Origin of the sequence: Myxococcus sp. CA005, assembly GCF_006518205.1 — a bacterium.
GTDB lineage: Bacteria > Myxococcota > Myxococcia > Myxococcales > Myxococcaceae > Myxococcus > Myxococcus xanthus.
Window position 1 is genome coordinate 1 of record NZ_SRLV01000022.1, and the last position, 18,993, is coordinate 18,993.

Consider the following 18,993-nt stretch of genomic DNA (forward strand, 5'->3'; position numbering starts at 1 on the left):
GGCCAGGCCCCCCGTGCTTCGAGCCCCGCTCCGTGCTGGAGCGTGATGTCCTGTCCTATTGCGCGTGGCGTGCCACACACCGGTCCCGGTGGGCGCACCTGAGCGTCCCAAGTCTTTTCAGTGGGTTATGGATTCGGGTGCCCTTTTCACGGGGCTGGGCGGGGTGGTGACAACTGTCATCACCGGTGACAACCGTCATCACCGGGGCGGCCCCCAGGTGGTGACTCTTGTCACCGGGGGCCCATCTCGGGCGAGGCACGTGACACCTTGGCAACGGCGGGGCGTCCCGCGCGCGGGCCTACAGCCCTCCGCGCAGCTCCAGCTCGCTCCACAGCGCGCCGTCGCGCTCCCGTAGCAGGAAGGCGAGGCACCCCTGGTGGAAGCCCCGAATGGGGGCCTCCGGGTCCGGGAAGCCGGGGGGCAGTGTCCAATCCGCCGGCTGGAGGCCGCTCGCTGGGACGGGGCGCTCGCGGCGCAGCTCGCCCACCTCCGCGTCCGTGAGCGTCCGCACGCGGGCCCAGGGCAACAGGTCGCGTCCGTGCAGCCACACCCGCTGCCCCAGCCCCGGGTCCTCCCACGGCCCAATCGCCGTGCGCCGCAGGGTGGACAGGTGCGCCCCGCAGCCCAGCGCGCGCCCCACGTCGCGGGCCAGCGAGCGCACGTAGTAGCCCCCACGGCAGCTCAGCCACAGGCGGCTGGCGCGCGGCAGGTCATGGGACAGCCAGCGCGCGGCGTGCAGGTACACGCGCGAGGGCGGTAGCTCCACGGCTTCTCCCCGATGCGCCTTCCGGTAGGCAGGCTCGCCCCCCACCTTCTTCGCGCTGGTGGCCGGAGGCACCTGCTCCCGCCAGCCCACGAAGGACGCCAGCGCCGCGTCCAGGGCCCCGGGCGTCAGCGCCGCCGTGTCTCCCTGGAGGACGGGCCGGCCGTGCAGGTCCCCCGTGTCCGTCTCCGTACCCCAGACGACCTCGGCCTCGTAGACCTTGGGCACGGCGTGCAGCAGCTCGAACAGGCGCGGCGCCTGCCCCACCAACACCAGCAGCAGCCCTTCCGCGAAGGGGTCCAACGTCCCGCCGTGGCACACCGGTATCCGCTTGCCCGGCTGCACGGCCTTCGCCTCCTCCATGAACCGCTGCACCACCGAGAAGCTCGTGGCGCCCACCGGCTTGTGGACCCGGTAGATGCCCGGACTCAGTTTCCCTCCCACCGCGACCCTCCTGTGGCCTCACACCCTACCCCGGCCGGGCGTGCGGTGGCGGAAGGTGGAACTCCCGCCGCGTCCGCAATGAAAGACAATTCATGCCGTGCGCCGAGGCGCCGCGCGCCCGCAAGGCCAGGACCATTTCCCGCCCCGAAACAAGCAACCGCTGCATTGCCCGTCCTTTGGCGTTCATCTGGCAATCATCTCGAATCGGGAACGCCATGACGGGCGTATGCCTGCGTGCAGGTGCGGGACAGCCATCCCCGCAGTGCCTCGCATTTCCCCATGAGGTGCCTCCATGACGTCCCCGCTTCGCCCGGGATGGGTCCTGCTGTCCGTCCTGATCCTGCTGCTGTCCGCCACCACTGGCTGTGATGACGACCCGCCTCCGCCCATTCCCGACGCGGGGCAGCAGCCCACGGACTCCGGCACGGACGCGGGTTCCGAGGACGCCGGAACGGACGCGGGGCCCGAGGCGCCCTGGGATGGGGGCTACACCGTGCTGGACGACCCGGGTGACTGGATTGACCGGGGAGCGTTCTCCGCGTGCCGGTTCACCGTGGAGAACCCCAGCCTCGAGGCCTGCGCGGATCCGGCGAACTTCGACATGTCGTCCTGCAACGCGGACCAGCTCGCCGCGGTGGAGCAACACGGCATCTATGTGGGCGACGGGCGGTCGGAAAGGCGGCTCGCGGATGGGGCACGTCCGTCACGCCGGGCACCGCCGCCTTCCAGCTCTTCGCGGATGGGGGTCCCGACAAGGTCATGGGCATTCCCGTCACCACGCGGAAGACGACCGGCGGCACCTTCTTCCTCTCCGGCAGACAGTCGAATCCCTACACCGGAGAGCGCGTCGTCTCGTTGGCGGGCTGTGAGACGCCCAGGCCCGACGTCATCACCGGCTGCTATGTCCGTTGCACGGAGACGCCCCGGTCCTCCACCCGGAGCATGGGCACCTTCGAGGCCGAGCGGGCGGAGCGGCGCGGCGAAGCCGAGTCGTCCGGCGGGATGCGGCTCGTCGCCGAGTTCGCATCTGCGCGTACTGGACGTCACCGACCCGGCGAACATCGTGAAGATTGGCGAGCACCGCATGCGGTACTCCACCTCCATCCACAACATGATTCTCAAGGGCGAGCGGCTGTACGTCGCCTGGTACCACGAGGGCGTGCGCGTGCTGGACGTGGCCAACCCCACCCAGCCCCGGCAGGTGGCGCACTTCAACACCTTCAGGGAGACGGACCCGCACCGGGCGGACGGCGCCTTCGAGGGCGCCATTGGCATCCGCGTGCCCGGGGATGGGTACGTCTACGTCGTCGATACGTCGCGCGGGCTGCTCATCTTCAACGAGCCGTGAGCCAGCAGAGGGCGCCACTTCGCGGCGCTCGCGATGGCTTCTATGCTGAACACAGGGCGCCCGCGAAACGATGCGGGCGCCCATTCTCCTCCTCCAGAGGCTGCACCTCATGTCTGTTCGTGCCGCGCGCCCGCTGCTGGCGATTGTTTGCGCCGTTTCGTTGTCCGCATGCTCCTCCTCGGACCCCACGCCACCGGGGCCCACGCCACCGGCCTACAACGGCCCCTGGGAGGTGCTTCCGGAGCTGGGGGAATGGGTGGACCCCGGGGCCTTCGAGTCCTGTCCCGCGCAGACGTCCCAGGCGGCGTGCAACGCGCCGGAGACACTGGTGATGCCAGACTGTGACTTCGGCTCGCTCGCGGGCCTGGAGCGGCAGGGCGCCATCTACCGCGCGGAAATCCGGTACGAGACCCAGGTGCAGCCCGGCACCGTACGAGTCCTCCCGGAGAACGGTGGTTTCCAGTTCGATGCATCGGGCCAGCCCATGTCCGTCATGGGACGCAAGCCCCATGCAGCCACCATGAATGGCGAGCGGTTCTTCATTTCCTCCGAGCCCACGAGCCAAACCGGGCTCCAAGACCGCTACACGTTCATCGGCTGTCACGCCCAGGGGCCACGGAGCCTCACCGGCTGCGTTCTCTGGTGCCGAGGCAGCACACTGCGCCAGAGCGGTAGCTTCCGCGCCGAGCGCATGACGTGGCGAGAGGGCGAGCCCGAGTCCGCCAACCTTCAGCTCCTGTCCGAAATGCCCGTGGGCCTGGACACGCCTGTGGACGTGTATGTCACCCATGGCCACGCCTATGTCGTGGCCATCGACCGGCGCGGCGTCGGCGGCGGCCTCGCCGTCTTCAACGTGAGCAATCCCTACATCCCCGTCCAGCAGACGGTCATCCGCTTCGGCCATAGCGACTACTGGAATGCCGTGTGGGCTCGAGACAATGCGCTCTACGTAGGCAGCGCGCGCTCCGGCCTGCTCGTGTTCGACCTGGCCGACCCGCGGTTGCCCGCCTTCGTGCGCAACCACCCCAGCGGTGGCAGCCCAGTCGACGTGCACACCCTCTTCGTGGATGGAAACCGGCTCTATGCCATGTCGCCATCCCACAAGCAGACGCTCATCTTCGACATCACCCAACCGCTGGAGCCTCAGCTCCTCACCCGCTTCACGTATCCCAGAAGTGTGGGCTATCCGCATGACGCCTTCGCGTATGAGGGGCGCCTCTACATCAACCACCTCGACGATGGCTTCCTCATCGCAGGGCTGGGCGGCGAGACACCGGAGTTGCTCGGCCGCTACACCTATCCCCATGCCTTCAGCCACGCCAACGCGGTGGGTACCTTCAATGGCCGCACCGTGGCCTTCGAGGGCGGCGAGACGATGGGCTCCCATATCCGCGTGCTGGACGTCACCGACCCGGCGAACATCGTGAAGATTGGTGAATACCGCCTGCGGGGCCTCACCTCCGTCCACAACATGCTGCTGGTGGGCACGCGGCTCTACGTCGCGTACTACCATGAGGGCGTGCGCGTCCTGGACGTGTCCAATCCCTCGCAGCCTCGCGAAATCGCGCACTACAACACCTTCCGGGAGTCAGACCGGAACCGGACAGACAAGCTGACCGACGGCGCCATCGGCATCCGCGTGCCGGGAGACGGCCGCATCTATGTGGTGGACACGTCGCGCGGGCTGCTCATCTTCAACGAGCCGTGAGCCCTGGGACTCACGCCTCGATGCGGTTGCGGCCGTTCTCCTTCGCGCGCAGCAGCCGCGCGTCCGCGGTCCGCAGCAGCGACTCCACCGTGTCGCCGTCCCCCGGCGACACCGCGATGCCCGCGCTGAAGGTGACGTGGAAGGGCTCGCCGGTGTCGCCGTCGAAGGTCATGTCCGACAGCTCCGCCGCGGTGCGAGCGAGGATTTCCGAGGCGCTGCCCGCGCTCTCTCCCAAGAGCCCCACCACGAACTCCTCGCCACCCCAGCGGCCACGCACGTCCTCGCGGCGGAAGCGCGCGCCCAACAGCCGGCCCAACCACATCAACACGCGGTCTCCGGCCAGGTGACCGTAGCGGTCATTCACCTGCTTGAAGTGGTCCACGTCCAGGAAGCACAAGGCCAGCGGCTTTCCCTGGCGCCGCGACTCGGCCAGCCGGGCGCGGAGCCCGTCCAGGAAGGGCCGGCGCAGCAGCAGGCCCGTCAGCCCATCCCGCTCCGCCCGCTCGCGAGACAGACGCGTGCGCTCCAACCGGGCCTGCACGCGCGCTCGCAACTCCTCGCGCAGCACCGGCTTGGAGAGGTAGTCATCCGCCCCCGCCTGGAAGGCCGCCAGCCGGAACTCCAGCCCCAGGTGCGCGGTAATCAGCAGCACCGGCAGCTCCTGCCACTCCGGCGTGGAGCGCAGGATCCGGCACAGGTCGAAGCCACTGGGCCCCGGCATCTGCACGTCCAGCAGCAACAGGTCCGGCCGGTGCTGCGCCAGCGCCTCCATCAGCCCGTGCGCGTCGCTCAGCCCCACCACCTCAATCTGGTCGCTGGCGAGGGCCTGCGTCAGCGCGGCGATGGCATCCGGGTCGTCATCCACCACCATCACCCGCGCGCGCTCCGGGCGGCGCGCCGCCACCATGCGCTCGGCCGCGGCGGAGAAGTCCCGCGCGGTGAAGGGCCGTGGCAGGAAGAGGGACGCCCCCGCGTGCGCCGCCGCCACCCGTTCCTCCAGCACGTCCCGGGCACCCGTGACGGCCAGCGGCAGCACGGGCAGGCTCTCCTCCGCGCGCAGCGCATGCGCCACGGCCAGGCCGCCCAGTGGGCCGCCCAGGTCCAGGTGGACCAGCACGCCATCCACCCACTGCCGCCGCGCCACCTCACACGCCGCGTCCGCCGTGCGCGCCGTCACCACGCCCACGCCCACCTGGCGCCCCATGCGCTCCGCTTCGGCCAGCAGCTTCGCGTCCTCGTCCACCACCAGCAGCACGCCCTCGGAGGACTGCGGCGGCGCGGCGGCGGGCTTCACCGGAACGGAGGCCGCGGCGGCCAGCGTGCGGAAGGACGCGTCCAGCGCCGCCACATCCACGGGCGCCCCAGCCCGGGCCGGCAAGAGCACCGCCTCCAGTTGGCCCGCCCGGATGCTCACCTCCGCAAAGCCGTAGCTGCCCGCGGTTCCGTGCAACTTGTGGACAACCGTGTAGGCCTCCTCCAGCGCCGCCGCGTCACCCCCGCGCCCGCGAACGAGCAGCGCCTCCAGCGCCGCCACCTTCTCCTTCAGCCGGGCGCCGTACTCCGCGTTGAGCGCCGCGAGGCTGGCGGCCAGGTCGTCCACTTCCACGTTCACTTCCTCCGCCTCCTCCAACGCCTCGGGCGGTGGCGGTGGCGGCAGGGCGGGCGCGGGGAAGAGCTGGTTCACCCAGACGAGCAGCTCCTCCGGCTTGTAGGGCTTGTGGATGATGCGCACCACGCCCAGTTGCCGCGTGAGCAACTCATGGCTCTTCAAGTCCTTCCAGAAGGCCGAGGCGAAGAGGATGGGCAGCTTGGGCTGTGTCTTGCGCAGCTCGCGAATGAAGTCCGCGCCCGTCATCCCCGGTAGCAGGCCGTCCACGATGGCGGCGTCCACCGGCACGCGCGCGAGCACGGCCTGCGCCTCCGCCGCGCTGCGCGCGGGCTCCACGCGGTAGCCCTTCTCACGCAGGAAGGTGCCCACCAGGGACTGCAAATCCTTGTCGTCCTCCAGGAACAGGAGTGTCCTGCTGCTCATGAGGGGTGTGCCTTTCTCGCCAGCAGGCCGTTGAGGAGGTCACGCACGGAGGAGACCAGCTCCTCTTCCGACGCGCGCGACTTGGTGAAGTGCCGGGTGATGCCCAGGGTGAGCTGCCGCTCATCCATGCGCGTCAAATCCCGGCCCGTGAAGACGATGAGCGGCGTGGCGCGGCCCTTGCCTTGACGGAGGATGTCGACGACCTCGAAGCCGTCCAGGCGCGGCAGGCCGACGTCCAGGACGATGAGGTCCGGCGTCGTCTCGCGCGCGAGTTCCACCGCGCTCTCGCCGTCCGCCGCCTCGAAGACTTGCACGCCCAGCCGCTCCATCTGCGCGCACAGCGTGCGCCGGGTGCTGGCGTCGTCATCCACCACCAGCACGCGCGCCTGGCCCGGCTGCCGTGTGGCGTAGCGCAGCGACTTGAGCAGCCGTGACTCTTCCAATGGCCGAGGCATCCAATCCACCCAGTGCGGAACGCCCTCCGCGTCCTCCGAGCGGCCGGACAGCGCCAGCACGGGCAACTCGTGCGTGCGCGGCTGTTCGCGCAGGCGCCGCACCCAGTCCAGCGCGTGCCCTTCCGGAAGCCGCATGTCCACCACCAGCGCGTCCGGCAGGGCCGTGTCCAGATGCTTCGCCGCCTCGATGAGGCTGGTGGCGCGCACCACGCGGTAGCCTTCGTGCGCGAGGAGCCCGCCCAGCAGCGACGCCAGCTCCGCGTCCGCGGTGGTCACCAGCACCTCATGGCGGGACACGTCCTCGGGGATGACGGGCGGCGGCGTGACGGACGCGGGCCGGGCCGACTCCAGCGTGAAGGTGAAGGTGGAGCCCCGGCCCTCCTCGCTTTCCACGGTGATACGGCTGCCGTGCTGCTCCACGATGGCCTGCGAGATGGCCAGCCCCAGCCCCGTGCCTCCCTTGGAGCGCGTGTCCGAGCTGTCCAGTTGCTGGAAGCGGCCGAAGAGGCGCGCACGCTGCTCCTGGGAGATGCCGGGGCCCTGGTCCACCACACTGAAACGCACCCGCCCGTCCTCCTCTTCCCCCACGCGCACCGTCACTCCCGCGCCCTGCGGGGAGAACTTCACCGCGTTGGACACCAGGTTGGTGAGTACCTGCACCAGCCGGTCCCGGTCCGCCTTCACCTGCGGCGTGCCCGTCACCTCGGCGTGGAGCGAGACACCCGCGCCGTCCGCCATGCCCCGGACGCTCGCGAAGGCGGACTCCACCAGGTCCGCGCATTCCGGCGTGGAGACCTTCAGCTCCAGCTTGCCCGCCTCCATCTTCTCCAGGTCGAGGATGTCGTTGATGAGGCGGATGAGGCGTTCGGTGTTGGTGCGGGCGATGCGCACCATGTCCAGCGCCTGGGGCGGAATATCGCCCACGATGCCACCCTCCAGCAGGCCCAGGGAGCCGCGAATGGAGGTGAGCGGCGTGCGCAGCTCATGGCTGACGGTGGAGATGAACTCGTTCTTCATCCGCTCCACCGCCTTGCGCTCGGTGATGTCGCGCACGAAGACGGTGTAGCGAGGCGGACCTTCTCCCGGCACGCGGACGATGGTCAGCTCCGCGGGGAAGGTGCTGCCATCCCTGCGCAGACACGGCGACTCCAACCGCGTGGCCTGCCCCGACGCGGTGTTCCGCCCCGCGGCCAGCACCTTCTGACGGGCACCGTCCGGCAGCTCCGCCGGGAGCGCCACGGAGAGGAAGTCGCGGCCCACCACGTCCGCGGCGACCACCTGGAAGGTCTTCTGCGCCGAGGGGTTCAGCTCCAGCAAGTCCCCGCCGCCGTCCAGCAGCAGGATGCCGTCCGGAGAGGCCTCCAGAATCGCGGCCTTGCGTGCCTCGCTGGCGCGCAGCCCGTCGTTGGCGGCGGACAAGGCCTTGGTGCGCTCCTCCACCCGCCGCTCCAAATCCGTGTTGAGCGTGGCCAGGTCGGCGGTGGCCCTAGACAGCCGCACCATCACCACCAGCACGTAGGCCACCAGCGCCAGGGAGACGATGAAGAAGATGATGCGCGAGCGCTCGTTGCGCGCCTGCGTGCGCTCGTAGAGCTCCAGGTAGGTGTTGATGAGGCGCTCCGCCCGCGTGCTGACGGTGCCCTCCAACAGGGCCTGGACGGCCGCGTCCGCCGCTTCCTTCTCACCCCGCGCGTCCGCGGCGCGGGCTCGCTCCAGCAGCGCGGCGCTCTCCTCCAGCGCGCTGACGAACAGGTCCAGCGCCGCGTTCATCGTGCGCCGGTCCATGGCGGACAGGAAGGAGGGGAACTGTCGCAGCGCGTCCGCGCGGGCCCTCAGCGCGGCGAAGTCCTCCGGGTCCGAGCCGTGAAGCGTGCGCAGGCCCATGCGTTCGCGCAGCACGTCCATCTCCAGGTCGCCGCTGGCCACGCGCAGGTGCCGCAGCGCACTGCGGTAGCGGTCATTGTCGGAGGTGGCCCATGGACGGCCCATGGCGAACAGGCCGCACAAGAGCAGCAGCGCGCCCGCCGCCAACACGCCCGAGCGACGGGAGAGGCGAAGCCCCTGACTCACCCTGGCACCAACTCGCGAATCTCCTGGGGCAACGTCATCGGGTCGAAGGGCTTCCCGATGACGCCCAGCGCGCCCAGCTCCAGATAGCGGGCGACCTCCTGTTTCTGGATTTTCGCCGTCATGAAGATGATGGGCGTGTGCGCCGTGGACTCCTCGGCGCGCAGCCGGCCGAAGGTGGTGGGCCCGTCCATGCCCGGCATCATCACGTCCAGCAAGATGAGGTCGGGCTTCTCCGTGCGGGCCTTCTCCAGGGCCTCCGCGCCAGACGCGGCGAGCACCGTCTGCCATCCCCCCACACGGCTGAGGCTGAGATTGCCGATGGTGCGGATGTCATCTTCATCGTCAACGAGCATCACCTTGCGAAGGGTCGTCATGGCTGGGGCGGGACTCTACCAGGGTGGCTGTTCCCGGAAGCGGGCGCACCGGCGTCAGGGATTGGCCCGTCCCGTGGAACAGTCCGTTACCGGCCACCTGGCGATGCAGCGGTGGAGACGTGGTCCCCGCGCGGAGAGGGCGCTACGGCACGCCCGTGAGCACGCGCCCGTCGTACACCCGGATGAAGCCCCCGTCCTGGTCCCAAGTGGCGCTGAAGCCACCGGTCACCACGACATGACCTCCCGGGGTGAGCGCGAGGCCGCTGATACGGACCGGGCCTCCGCCCCCTGTGCTCCCCTCGACATAGGTCACCGGGCCGAGCGCGCGGGTCGTGAGGTTCATCGCCGCGAACCAGCCTCGACCAATCTCCGTTCCGCCTGCGAGGAGTTCGTGCCCGCCGATGAGCAGCGTGCCGGAGGGCGAGAAGGTCTGCAGGGTGACCACGCCCGGCACGTTCGAGACCGCCGCGTTCCACTGCGTCATCCCGTTCGCACCAATCCACCGCTGGGTGAAGCCCTCGGTGGTTCCGTCCCCGGGGGAGAGGGTGCTCGTCGCGCCCTCGGGGTTGACGGCGAAGAGGCTCCCGATGTCCTGAGTCTCCCACCGGATGGCGCCCTCGGCGCTGTACTTCCGCAAGTAGGACTTCACGAACACCGACTGCCCGGACGTCGCGTCCCGGTTGTGCACACTGCCGGCCAGATAGACCTCACCCTGGGCATTCACCGCCAAGCCCCAGGTGTAGTTGAACTGGCCCTCATTGAAGAGCAGGCTCCAGCGCTCGGCAGCCTGCGGCGAGACGGCGATGAGCTTGAGTTGACGCGCAATTTCATGGTTGCCCAGGCTCAACAGCACGTAGACGTGCCCGCTGGCGCTCACCGCGAGCTCGGGCCAGCTGGGATTCTCGACAGCCACCAACGCGGTCCACAGCACCTGCCCGCTCGGGTCGTACCGGGTCACCCGCCCGGAGGAGTCCACCACGTAGGCATTGCTCGCGCCATCCAGGGCCATCGCCACCCCGTCGCTCAGGGAGACCGACCAAAGCACCTCCCCGGTGCTGCTGAGCCGCTGCAACTGCCCGGCCTCCAGGACGGCGATGTCACCACCGGCCGAAACCGCCACGCTCCGCGGATGAGCGCCCCGCCGCGCCTCCCACCGCAGGAGGGAATCGAGCGCCTCCAGGGAGACGACCTTCGTCCCGTCGATGACGAGCGAGCAGCCGCCGCCCGCCACCACGACACAGTCTCCGCCCCAGGTCGGAATCCCCGCCGGCGCGGTCCGGAGGGTCACCTGCGCCTTGCGGACAGGCACCTTGCACGGCTCGCCGCAGAACCAGCCTTCCTCCTCGGCCACCACGTGCGCTCCGTCACCGGGCAGGCTCCGCACCTCCACATAGCCGACGCCCATGCCCTTGAGGATCGCGCTGTCCACGTCGGGAGCGCCCTCCACCTTGAGGCGGGCCTCGCTCGGCCCCGCCAGCCGGGGCGAGAACCGCACCCGCACCTCGCACTCCATGCCCGCATCGAGGAAGCGCTCGCAGGTGTTGGCGGCGATGGTGAACCCGCTGCCCTCCACCTTGACGGACACGGACTCCACCGCCGACGGAGACGCATTGCGAACGGTGACGAGATGCTCGGGGGAGACCTGGCCCACCTCCAGCTCACCGAAGTCGACCGTCTCCCGGTCGATGATGAGCACAGCCGGCTTCTGTTCGTCGTCGGAGCACGCGGCGGAAAGGACAGACGCGCTGAGCAGCAAGGAGAGCAAAGGCTTGCGAAGCATGCGTGGCCTTCTAGGTGAGCCCATGTCCGCGTGACAAGTGACTCCCCCTCGACCCACCTCGCATGGAGCCCGCACGGACGGCACGCATGCGTCTGTCATTACCCGGTGAGCAGGAATGCAGCCTGCCCCGCCCCCCCCCCAAGCTCCATGAGAGCCGGGGTCGAAGCGCCTAGGAACCGGCGTCGCCTGGCTCCGCCACGCAATGCCCCTGCTTGCAGCGGGGCACGAAGGATGGGTAGGCACACTGGCCGGTGCTGGCGCAGATGGGAGACTCGGTGCAGTAGCGCAGCACCTCCTCGGCGGCCCGCGTCGCGAACTCCGCGCGGCTGGCGGTGTTCACCATCGCCGGGGGGCACTCCCCATAGCCCGTGCACCGGCCGTTGACGGAGACGGCCACGCAGTCACTGTCCTGCTGGCAGCTATCGCGCTCCGTGCGCAGGCTCTCCAGCGCGCAGTGCACCGTCTTCAAGCGCGGGCAGTTGTAGTCCTCGTTGGCGCACCCGGGATACGTGTACGTCTCCTGGGGATGCAGGGGCAGTGTGCCTTCCGTGGAGTCAGTCCCATCCGCACGGCAGCCCAGCCACAACCCCACGAACAACAGCAACGCCAGCTTGCGCATCCGCATCTCCATCTGTGTCATCGACCCCGGCCCCGCATCCTCACCAGAAGGTGCCGCGTCTCCAATCGAAGGTTGCCGGGTGCGTTGGATTGCCACGCCCTGGCCTGAACGGTTGTTCAAGGCGCCCACACGCAGCGGCGCCCACGGAACAGCCAAGACGACGAACGGGAGCGCCCCTGCGCACCTTGGCGGGTCCGGCGCGGAAGGCGAGCGGGCGGACGGGCGGACGGGCGGACGTAACGGCCCCCCAGGAAGGCGTTCGACCGTGAGCCGCCAGGAAGACGCCTGTTCGTTGACTCCTGGCGGCTCCAGAATCCTTGTGACGCGGTGGACGCATCCGCGCTGTCGACTCAATCCACCCGAGCCGGGGTACGGAGGAGACACATTTGGGTGGGGCTGAGACAGCCGGAGACGCGCGCTACCAGGAGCTGTTCAACGGAGCGGATGTCTCCCTCTGGGAAGAGGACTTCACCGCCGTTTCGGCCGCGCTCGACAGCCTGCGTGCCTCCGGCGTCCAGGACCTGCGTGCCTGGCTCGCGGCGCATCCCGGGTTCGTGATGGAGGCCGCGGAGCGGGTGAAGGTCGTGGATGTGAACGAGGCCACGGTACGCCTGCTCGAAGCGCGCACCCGGGATGAGGTGCTTCGCACCTTGTCCCTGTCCCGGTCCCGCGTCTTCGTCCCGGAGCCGTTGAAGGCCTTCACCGCCGAGCTCCTCCTGCTCTGGGAAGGCGGCACACGGTTGGAGCTGGAGACCGAGCTCCAGACCCTGGGGGGCCGCCACATCGAGGTGATGCTCACCCTGACCCGGCCGTCGAGGGAGCGGAGCGACCGGGTCTTCGTCACCCTGCGGGAGGTCACCGCGCAGAAGGCGTCCCAACTGGCACGCCAGGAGAGTGAGGCCCGCTTCCGGAACATGGCGGACCACGCGCCGGTGATGCTGTGGGTGACGGACGTCACCGGCCGCTGCATCTATCTCAGCCGGACCTGGTACGAGTTCACGGGACAGACGGAGGCAGAAGGCCTGGGCTTCGGCTGGCTCAAGGCCGTGCATCCCGACGACTCCGAGCATTCAGGGGCGGTGTTCCTCGGCGCCAACGCGCGGCGCAGCCCCTTCCGGCTCGATTACCGGCTGCGGCGCAAGGATGGTGAGTACCGGTGGGCCATCGACTCGGCCAGCCCCCGCTTCGGGCTGAACGGCGAGTTCCTGGGCTACATCGGCTCCGTCATCGACATCTCCGAGCGGAAGCAGGCCGAACAGGAGCGCGAGCGGCTGCTGGCCGCCATGGATGAGGCCATCCGGCTGCGCGACGAGTTCCTCACCGTGGCCAGCCACGAGCTCAAGACGCCGCTGACGCCGCTCAGCTTGAAGCTGCAGACGCTGGCGCGGGCCACCCAGGAGCGGCGCGGACCGGAGCTGCTGGAGCGGCTGCCCGCGGACCTGGAGGTCATGCAGCGGCAGGTGAAGCGGCTGTCGACGCTGGTGGGCGAGCTGCTGGACGTGACGCTCATCAGCAGCGGTCATCTGCACCTGGAGCTGGAGCCGGTGGACCTGGGAGCGCTGGTCCAAGAGGTGGCCGCGCGCTTCGAGGGTGAGTCCCAGCGCACCGGGACGCCCATCCAGGCGAAGCTGGACGAGGTGGTGGTGGGCCAGTGGGACCGGGGGCGGCTGGAGCAGGCGGTATCGAACCTCCTCTCCAATGCCCTCAAGTACGGCGTGGGTCACCCCGTCCACCTACAGGTCGGCAGGACGGCGGAGCACGCCTGGTTCAGCGTCCGTGACGAAGGCATTGGTATTCCCCCCGAGGCGGTGGGCCGCATCTTCGAGAAGTTCGAGCGCGCCGTCTCCGAGCGGCACTACGGCGGACTGGGCTTGGGGTTGTACGTCACGCGGCAGAACGTCCAGGCCATGGGTGGAACCATCGACGTGCGAAGCACGCTGGGCCAGGGCGCCACCTTCACGGCGCGCCTGCCCTGCCAGATGTCCAACGTGAACGCGGCGCGGGAAAAGGCGTCATGAAGCGCTCCCAGGCCGTGGAGGGAGTGCCGCGAGGCGGGCGCTGAGCAGCGCTAGCCCGTCGCCCGGCGCTTGCGCGCCGCACGCGCGGCGGGCTTCGCCGGGGCGGCGGGCGCCGGAGCCGCCGGCTGAGGCAGCACGGTGACGACGGCGTTCACCACCCGGGACACCGCGCGGAGCTGACCGGGTTCGAGCTCCCGCAGCTTGCGCGTCATGCGGCGCAGCTCCACCGGGTCTTCCTTCACCGTCTTGCGGGGCATGACGGGCGCGCCGTCGGGACGGCCCACGCCCAGCAGCGTGTCCGCGGAGACCTGGAGCACGTCGCACAGACGGCGCAGCGTCTGGGTCCGGGGCAGCATCTTCCCGCGCTCCAGGCGACTGTAGACCTCCATGGCCATGCCCATGCGTTCGGCGACGTCGCCCTGGGTGAGGCCCAGACGCAGGCGGGCGTCACGCGCAGCACCTCCCAGCACGGCTGCCAGCTTGTGGTCGACGGGCTCACGCATGACGGCCGAGGGTTGCACGCCCGCAGGGTCCTGCAAGTTTCCATCCGCCACCCTGGTGCATCCCCTCCACCGAAACCTACCTCCCAAGTCAGGACACTACCTCAAAGGGCAAACGTCATGCTATGGACCTCCAAGGTTGAATCATGACGCCGCTCACAATGACAGCCGCTGGAACCACGTCTGAATTGGACCTCCAAGGTCCAATAGGAGTCCATCCGTGATGCCGGAAGAGGGCTTGCACCCGCTGATGCTCCAGGAGTCGGAGGAGGTGGGGGCCTTCCGCATCGTCCGGAGGCTGGCCACCGGGGGCTTTGGGGCCATCTTCCTGGCCGAATCCGAGACGCGCCGGCAGGTGGCGCTGAAGTTCGCGCTCCAGGGCCCCTCGGAGGAGGACTCGCCCGCGGCGGACGCGCGAACCTGGAAGGAGGTCCACGTCCTCATGCGCCTGGAGCACCCCAACGTCGTGGAGCTGCTGGGCTACCGGCGGTGGCCGGATGCGCGCGATGGCTACCTGGTCCTCATCATGGGTTACGTGGAGGGCCCCACCCTGTCCGAGTGGGCCCTGGCCGCGCAGCCCACGCCCCGGCGCGCGGTGCAGGTGTTCCAGCAGTTGGCGCTCACGCTGGATGCCATCCACCGCGCGGGCGTGCTCCACCGCGACATCAAGGGCAACAACATCATCATTCGCGCGTCGGACGGGCAGCCGGTGCTGGTGGACTTCGGCTCGGGGGACCATGCGTGCTCGCCCGTGCTGACCGAGGACACCCTGCCGCCGGGCACCCCCAGCTATCGCAGCCCGGAGGCCCTGCGCTTCTGGGCGCAGCCTCGGCCCGCGGGCTCGCGTTACGCGTTCGCGCCCACGGATGATCTCTACTCGCTGGGGCTGGTGCTCTACGAGGTGCTCACCGGGAGCTTTCCCTATCCGACGCAGCTGCCGCCCGCCGGGCTGCTGGCCAGCATCGAGTCCGGTGGCTTTCCCCTGCCCTCTGTCCGCAACCCGCGCGTCCCGAAGGCGTTGGACGCCATCGTGGCGCGCTTGCTGTCGCCCTCCGCGGCGGGGCGGCCTCCTTCGGGAGCGGCCCTGTTCGACGCGCTGGACGCGGCGCTGGCGGGCGCGGACTCGGCCTGGGATGAGCACCTGTTTCCTCCTCTCGCTCCCGAGGAGGCCGTCACCGAGGAGGCGCTGGAGTTCTTCGACGGGGACGAGGAAGCGCGCGAGCTGCGCCACTGGATGCGTGTCCCGGAGCGAGCGCGCCCGCCAGCGTCCTTCGCGCCGCCCACAGAGCCCGCCTCACCCTGGGCTTTGACAGAGGTCCGCGCGAGCACCGGGTGGCGGCGGTGGCGGGACGCGCTGAAACGGCTCTGGGCCACGCTGCGCTCGTGGCGCTGAGCCGGCCCGCCATTCATTGGGAGGGGCCTGGGCGCCTGGCCCTCCGGGAAATCCACTCACTTTCATTCAACCTCAGAGGTCCATGAGCCCATGATGACGCCTGACACGACGACAGAGGAGCTTCCTGGAGGTCCACACAGGCCACGCGTGCTGTTCACCGTGGCCGGCACGGTGTTCGAGTTCGTCCGCAAGCTGGAGATGCGCTCCACGGGGGAACTGCTGATGCTGGCGCAGCGCCGCTACCGCAATGGCCTGAGCGGTCCGGTAGTGGTGAAGCGGCTGCGCAACCCCGCCACGTTCGTGGAGCGGCGACGGCTGGTGGAGGAGGTGGACCTCACGTTCCGGCTCAACCATCCCGCCATCGCCAAGGTGATGCTGCTGAAGCTCTACCGCGGCGCGCCTCACGTGGTGATGGAGTACGTGGAAGGGCGTTCGCTGGACACGGTGCTGAACCTGGCGGCCATGCGGCGGCGACCCCTGTCCGCGGAGTTCGCGGCGCACGTGACGGCGGAGGTGGCGGATGCACTGAGCCACGCGCACGGCCTCACGGATGAGTGGAGCCGGCCGCTGAACATCGTCCACCGGGACGTGAGCCCTCGGAACATCCGCGTGGGCGTCCATGGCGAGGTGAAGCTGACCCACTTCACGGTGGCGGCCTCGTCGCTCTCCGGGCGCGAGGTGACGAGCCAGGAGCTGGTGAAAGGTGACATCGCCTACGCCTCGCCCGAGGCACTGCGGCGACGGAAGGTGGATGCCCGGTCGGACCTGTTCTCGCTGGGGCTGGTGCTGCTGGAGCTGCTGACGGGCCGGCACCCGTTGATGGTGGATGACCTGGCGCCCGTGCTGGAGTCGGAGCCGCTGGAGCTTCACGCGCAAGGGCCGACGTGGATGCCCGTGAAGGAGGTGGCGGCGCGGATGGCCCAGGTGGGCCCGGAGCAGGTGGAGCGGTTGGCGGCGGGTGTCGCCGAGCCCCTGCGGTGCATCCTGCTGCGGGCGCTGCGGCAGAACCCCTCGGAGCGGTTCCAGACGGGCGCGGAGATGGCGGAGGCGCTGCGCGCGTGGCTGGATTCGCAGGGAGGCCACCGGGGCCGTCAGGCCATCGCGCAGGAGGTGGAGCAGGCCGCCGTGGAGGCGACGGTCCGGCGCAACCAGGCGGAGCTGCTCGAGGGCGGGCTGCATCCGGAAGGGCTGACCGTGGAGGAAGCGGCCCTGGCCGGAGAGCCCTCGTCCGAGACGCCCCTGGGCGAAGCCGCGGGGTCCGCAGTCCGATTGTCACAGGTGGCCGAGCTGACGCTGGAGGCGCGCATCACCCAGACGGTGGAACCCGCAGCGGACGTGCAGCACGCCGCCACGGAGGCACCGGACGAGGCACGCCCCGAGGCCTCCTCATCCCAGCCGCCTTCCCCACCGGAGCCCTCTGACACGGCCCCTGAGTCCACGACGCCCGAGGAGCCCGACACACCGTGACGCGCGTGGCGTCACGGCGGGCTCACAACACGCCCACGCCGTACAACACGGCCACCAGCACCAGCAGCGTCGCCAGGATGACCGCCGCCACGCGCAACGGGGAGATGGGCGCCTCGCCCAACACCACCTGCACATCCTGCCCGTGCACCAGCACCCGGTACGGCTTGTCGCGGTATCGGTAAGCCAGCACGTACACGGGCAGGGCCAGCCGCTGGGTGCGCAGGCTGAACAGCGCCACGGCGACGTGGATGTTCCGGAAGCGGCTGCCCGGAATGACGCCCTGCTGGAGGCGCTCGATGGCCAGGCGCTCCACCGCTTCCAGCACGCTCCGCCGGGCGCCCGAGCGCGTGGCCTCGAAGCGCTCGACGTGCGCGCCCTCCGGTCCATGGGGTGTGTCCAGCCTGGAGCCTCGCTGGTAGTGGGGCGCCAACGCCTCGCACTCCCGCACCTTCAACCCGCGCGAGGCCGGCACCGGGATGCCCTCGAAATCGAAGCGCGTCCGGCCCGCGTGCGGCGCCCAGTCCGACCGCCGCGAGCCCGCGTTCGAGTCCGCCGTCCAGCTCACGTCCACGCCCGCGTCGAACATCCACGCCGGCCACCACACCGGACGCAGCGACTCCAGCGAGGCCTCCTGTGCCAGCCCGGACGGCCGGAAGAAGCCGCCCCGCCCCAGGAAGCCCATCAGCGCGCCGCGCGCAGCCTCGGTGTCCACGGTGAAGGGGAGCCAGTGCTGCGCCTGCTCCACCGGGTCCGCCGTCGTCTCCACATGGGTGACGGAGCCGCAGTAGCCACACCGGGGCGCCTTCGCCTCCACGGAGTACTCCACCGCCGCGCCGCAGCTATCACACCGCACCACGCGGGCCCGCGCGCGCTCCACCGCGGCATGCGGCGGAGGCGGCGCCGTCAGCCCGCAGATGGGGCAACGCAGGTCCTCCGCCTCCAGCGCGGAGTCACAGCGCTGGCAGGGCGCCACCCTCACCGATTCGGCGCTCATCGCCCACCTCCCGTGAGCAGCCAGCCCAAGGCCAGCACCGCCAGCAGCGCCACCACGGCGGACAGCACCTTCCACGAAGAGATGGGCGCCTCGCCATGGACGGCCCCCGTCTGCCCGTTGACGAGCACCCGCAGCGGCGGCGCATCCTCCGCGTACTTCACCGCCAGCACCCAGACGGGCAACAGGCACACATCGAGCGCCTCCCAGTCCAGCCGGGACTGATGCTCCAGGCCCCGGTGCGAGTCCCCCGGCATGAAGCGCGACAACAGCCCGCCCACGCGCTCCACCGCTTCCTTCCGGGCCAGCTCCTGACACTGCGCCAGCGTGAGCGAGGGCTCCTCCGCCACCCAGCCGGAGATGAGCGCCGGGGTGTAGCGAGCCAGGCCGCGCAGGTCGAAGGGCTCCAGCGCCTCCAGCTCCGCGTTGTCCAGCCCCTTGGACGCGGTGACGAGCACGTCCGCCACGTAGCTGGTCAGCTCGCCTTCCAGCGAACGCCACTCCGTGCGCGTCACGGTGCGCGTGCGCGTCACCTGCTTCCCGTTCTCCGTCGTCGTGTACGTCTCCGTCTCCTGGTAGTTCTCCCCAATGGATGCGCGGTAGCGCGCCTGCGCCAGCACGCTGTAGAGGTACGCGGGCACGTACACGCCTCGCACCTCGCCCGGCGCGGCGGAGCGGATGCCGGAGCGCGTGAAGCGGCTGCGCGAACGCAACCACCGCGCCACATGCGCCTTCGCCGCCATGTGCGTGAGCGCGAAGCCCAGCGCGAAGACAGGCTCGGGCACACCGGGCACCGGAGGACGCTCCACCACGGCGGGCGCGGCGCAGTAGGGACAGCGCGTGGTCCGCAGCGCGGGCTCCAGCACCAGACGCGCGCCGCAGGACTGACACCCCAGATGGAGCAACGGCCCGGCCACGGCGGACGGTGTCTGTTGGGATTGCTCGGCCATCCCGCCAGTCTTGGCGCACCCGACCCGGGACGTCCATCCCGTCCGCCGGCCTGCCCTCCTGGCGTGCATGCCCGTTGACGC

The 18,993-nt window shown here is 70.1% G+C and carries 14 protein-coding genes; 5 read left to right on the forward strand and 9 right to left on the reverse strand.

The window, feature by feature from the left end:
• Window positions 1-298: 298 nt before the first annotated feature.
• Window positions 299-1,207, reverse strand: a complete 909-nt coding sequence (gene truB / locus FMQ63_RS12190; protein ID WP_011557272.1) for a tRNA pseudouridine(55) synthase TruB — start codon at window positions 1,205-1,207, stop codon at window positions 299-301.
• 1,063 nt (window positions 1,208-2,270) lie between these two features.
• Between truB and FMQ63_RS12195 the strand changes: the two genes are divergently transcribed.
• A complete protein-coding gene (locus tag FMQ63_RS12195; RefSeq protein ID WP_020478874.1) occupies window positions 2,271-2,555 on the forward strand; it encodes an LVIVD repeat-containing protein in 285 nt (94 codons plus the stop codon).
• Between the two features lie 70 nt (window positions 2,556-2,625).
• Window positions 2,626-4,263, forward strand: coding sequence for an LVIVD repeat-containing protein (locus tag FMQ63_RS12200; RefSeq protein WP_011557274.1), 1,638 nt, complete (start codon window positions 2,626-2,628; stop codon window positions 4,261-4,263).
• A 10-nt stretch (window positions 4,264-4,273) separates the two neighbouring features.
• Here the strand turns inward: FMQ63_RS12200 and FMQ63_RS12205 are convergent, their stop codons facing one another.
• The 5 genes from FMQ63_RS12205 to FMQ63_RS12225 all read right to left on the reverse strand — a co-directional run bounded on the left by FMQ63_RS12205 (window position 4,274) and on the right by FMQ63_RS12225 (window position 11,614).
• Complete coding sequence (locus FMQ63_RS12205) at window positions 4,274-6,295, reverse strand: response regulator (protein WP_011557275.1); 2,022 nt, start codon at window positions 6,293-6,295, stop codon at window positions 4,274-4,276.
• Window positions 6,292-8,820, reverse strand: a complete 2,529-nt coding sequence (locus FMQ63_RS12210; protein ID WP_011557276.1) for an ATP-binding protein — start codon at window positions 8,818-8,820, stop codon at window positions 6,292-6,294. Before FMQ63_RS12210 ends, FMQ63_RS12205 begins: the two co-directional genes overlap by 4 nt.
• A complete protein-coding gene (locus tag FMQ63_RS12215; protein WP_020478873.1) occupies window positions 8,817-9,194 on the reverse strand; it encodes a response regulator in 378 nt (125 codons plus the stop codon). The genes FMQ63_RS12210 and FMQ63_RS12215 overlap by 4 nt, the downstream gene beginning before the upstream one ends.
• A gap of 142 nt (window positions 9,195-9,336) precedes the next feature.
• Window positions 9,337-10,974 (reverse strand): PQQ-binding-like beta-propeller repeat protein, encoded by a 1,638-nt coding sequence (locus tag FMQ63_RS12220; RefSeq protein WP_026114271.1) that lies wholly within the window; start codon window positions 10,972-10,974, stop codon window positions 9,337-9,339.
• Between the two features lie 169 nt (window positions 10,975-11,143).
• Window positions 11,144-11,614 carry a hypothetical protein gene (locus FMQ63_RS12225; protein WP_225909653.1) on the reverse strand — a complete coding sequence of 157 codons (471 nt, stop codon included), beginning with the start codon at window positions 11,612-11,614 and terminating at the stop codon, window positions 11,144-11,146.
• Window positions 11,615-11,979: 365 nt separating this feature from the next.
• On the opposite strand from FMQ63_RS12225, the gene FMQ63_RS12230 reads away from it, so the two are divergent.
• Complete coding sequence (locus FMQ63_RS12230) at window positions 11,980-13,611, forward strand: PAS domain-containing sensor histidine kinase (RefSeq protein ID WP_011557280.1); 1,632 nt, start codon at window positions 11,980-11,982, stop codon at window positions 13,609-13,611.
• 50 nt (window positions 13,612-13,661) lie between these two features.
• On the opposite strand, the gene FMQ63_RS12235 is transcribed toward FMQ63_RS12230, so the two are convergent.
• On the reverse strand, window positions 13,662-14,114 hold the full coding sequence (locus FMQ63_RS12235) for a helix-turn-helix domain-containing protein (RefSeq protein ID WP_044277805.1): 453 nt from the start codon (window positions 14,112-14,114) through the stop codon (window positions 13,662-13,664).
• Window positions 14,115-14,334: 220 nt separating this feature from the next.
• Between FMQ63_RS12235 and FMQ63_RS12240 the strand changes: the two genes are divergently transcribed.
• Together FMQ63_RS12240 and FMQ63_RS12245 are read left to right on the forward strand one after the other, a co-directional pair.
• The gene (locus tag FMQ63_RS12240) at window positions 14,335-15,504 is read left to right on the forward strand and encodes a serine/threonine-protein kinase (RefSeq protein ID WP_020478870.1); all 1,170 of its coding nucleotides are present in this window, start codon (window positions 14,335-14,337) and stop codon (window positions 15,502-15,504) included.
• Window positions 15,505-15,594: 90 nt separating this feature from the next.
• Entirely contained in the window at window positions 15,595-16,971 is a 1,377-nt protein-coding gene (locus tag FMQ63_RS12245) for a serine/threonine-protein kinase (protein ID WP_011557283.1), read from the forward strand.
• Window positions 16,972-16,993: 22 nt separating this feature from the next.
• On the opposite strand, the gene FMQ63_RS12250 is transcribed toward FMQ63_RS12245, so the two are convergent.
• Window positions 16,994-17,965 carry a zinc ribbon domain-containing protein gene (locus FMQ63_RS12250; protein ID WP_011557284.1) on the reverse strand — a complete coding sequence of 324 codons (972 nt, stop codon included), beginning with the start codon at window positions 17,963-17,965 and terminating at the stop codon, window positions 16,994-16,996.
• Complete coding sequence (locus tag FMQ63_RS12255) at window positions 17,962-18,981, reverse strand: hypothetical protein (protein ID WP_011557285.1); 1,020 nt, start codon at window positions 18,979-18,981, stop codon at window positions 17,962-17,964. The genes FMQ63_RS12250 and FMQ63_RS12255 overlap by 4 nt, the downstream gene beginning before the upstream one ends.
• Between the last annotated feature and the right edge of the window lie 12 nt (window positions 18,982-18,993).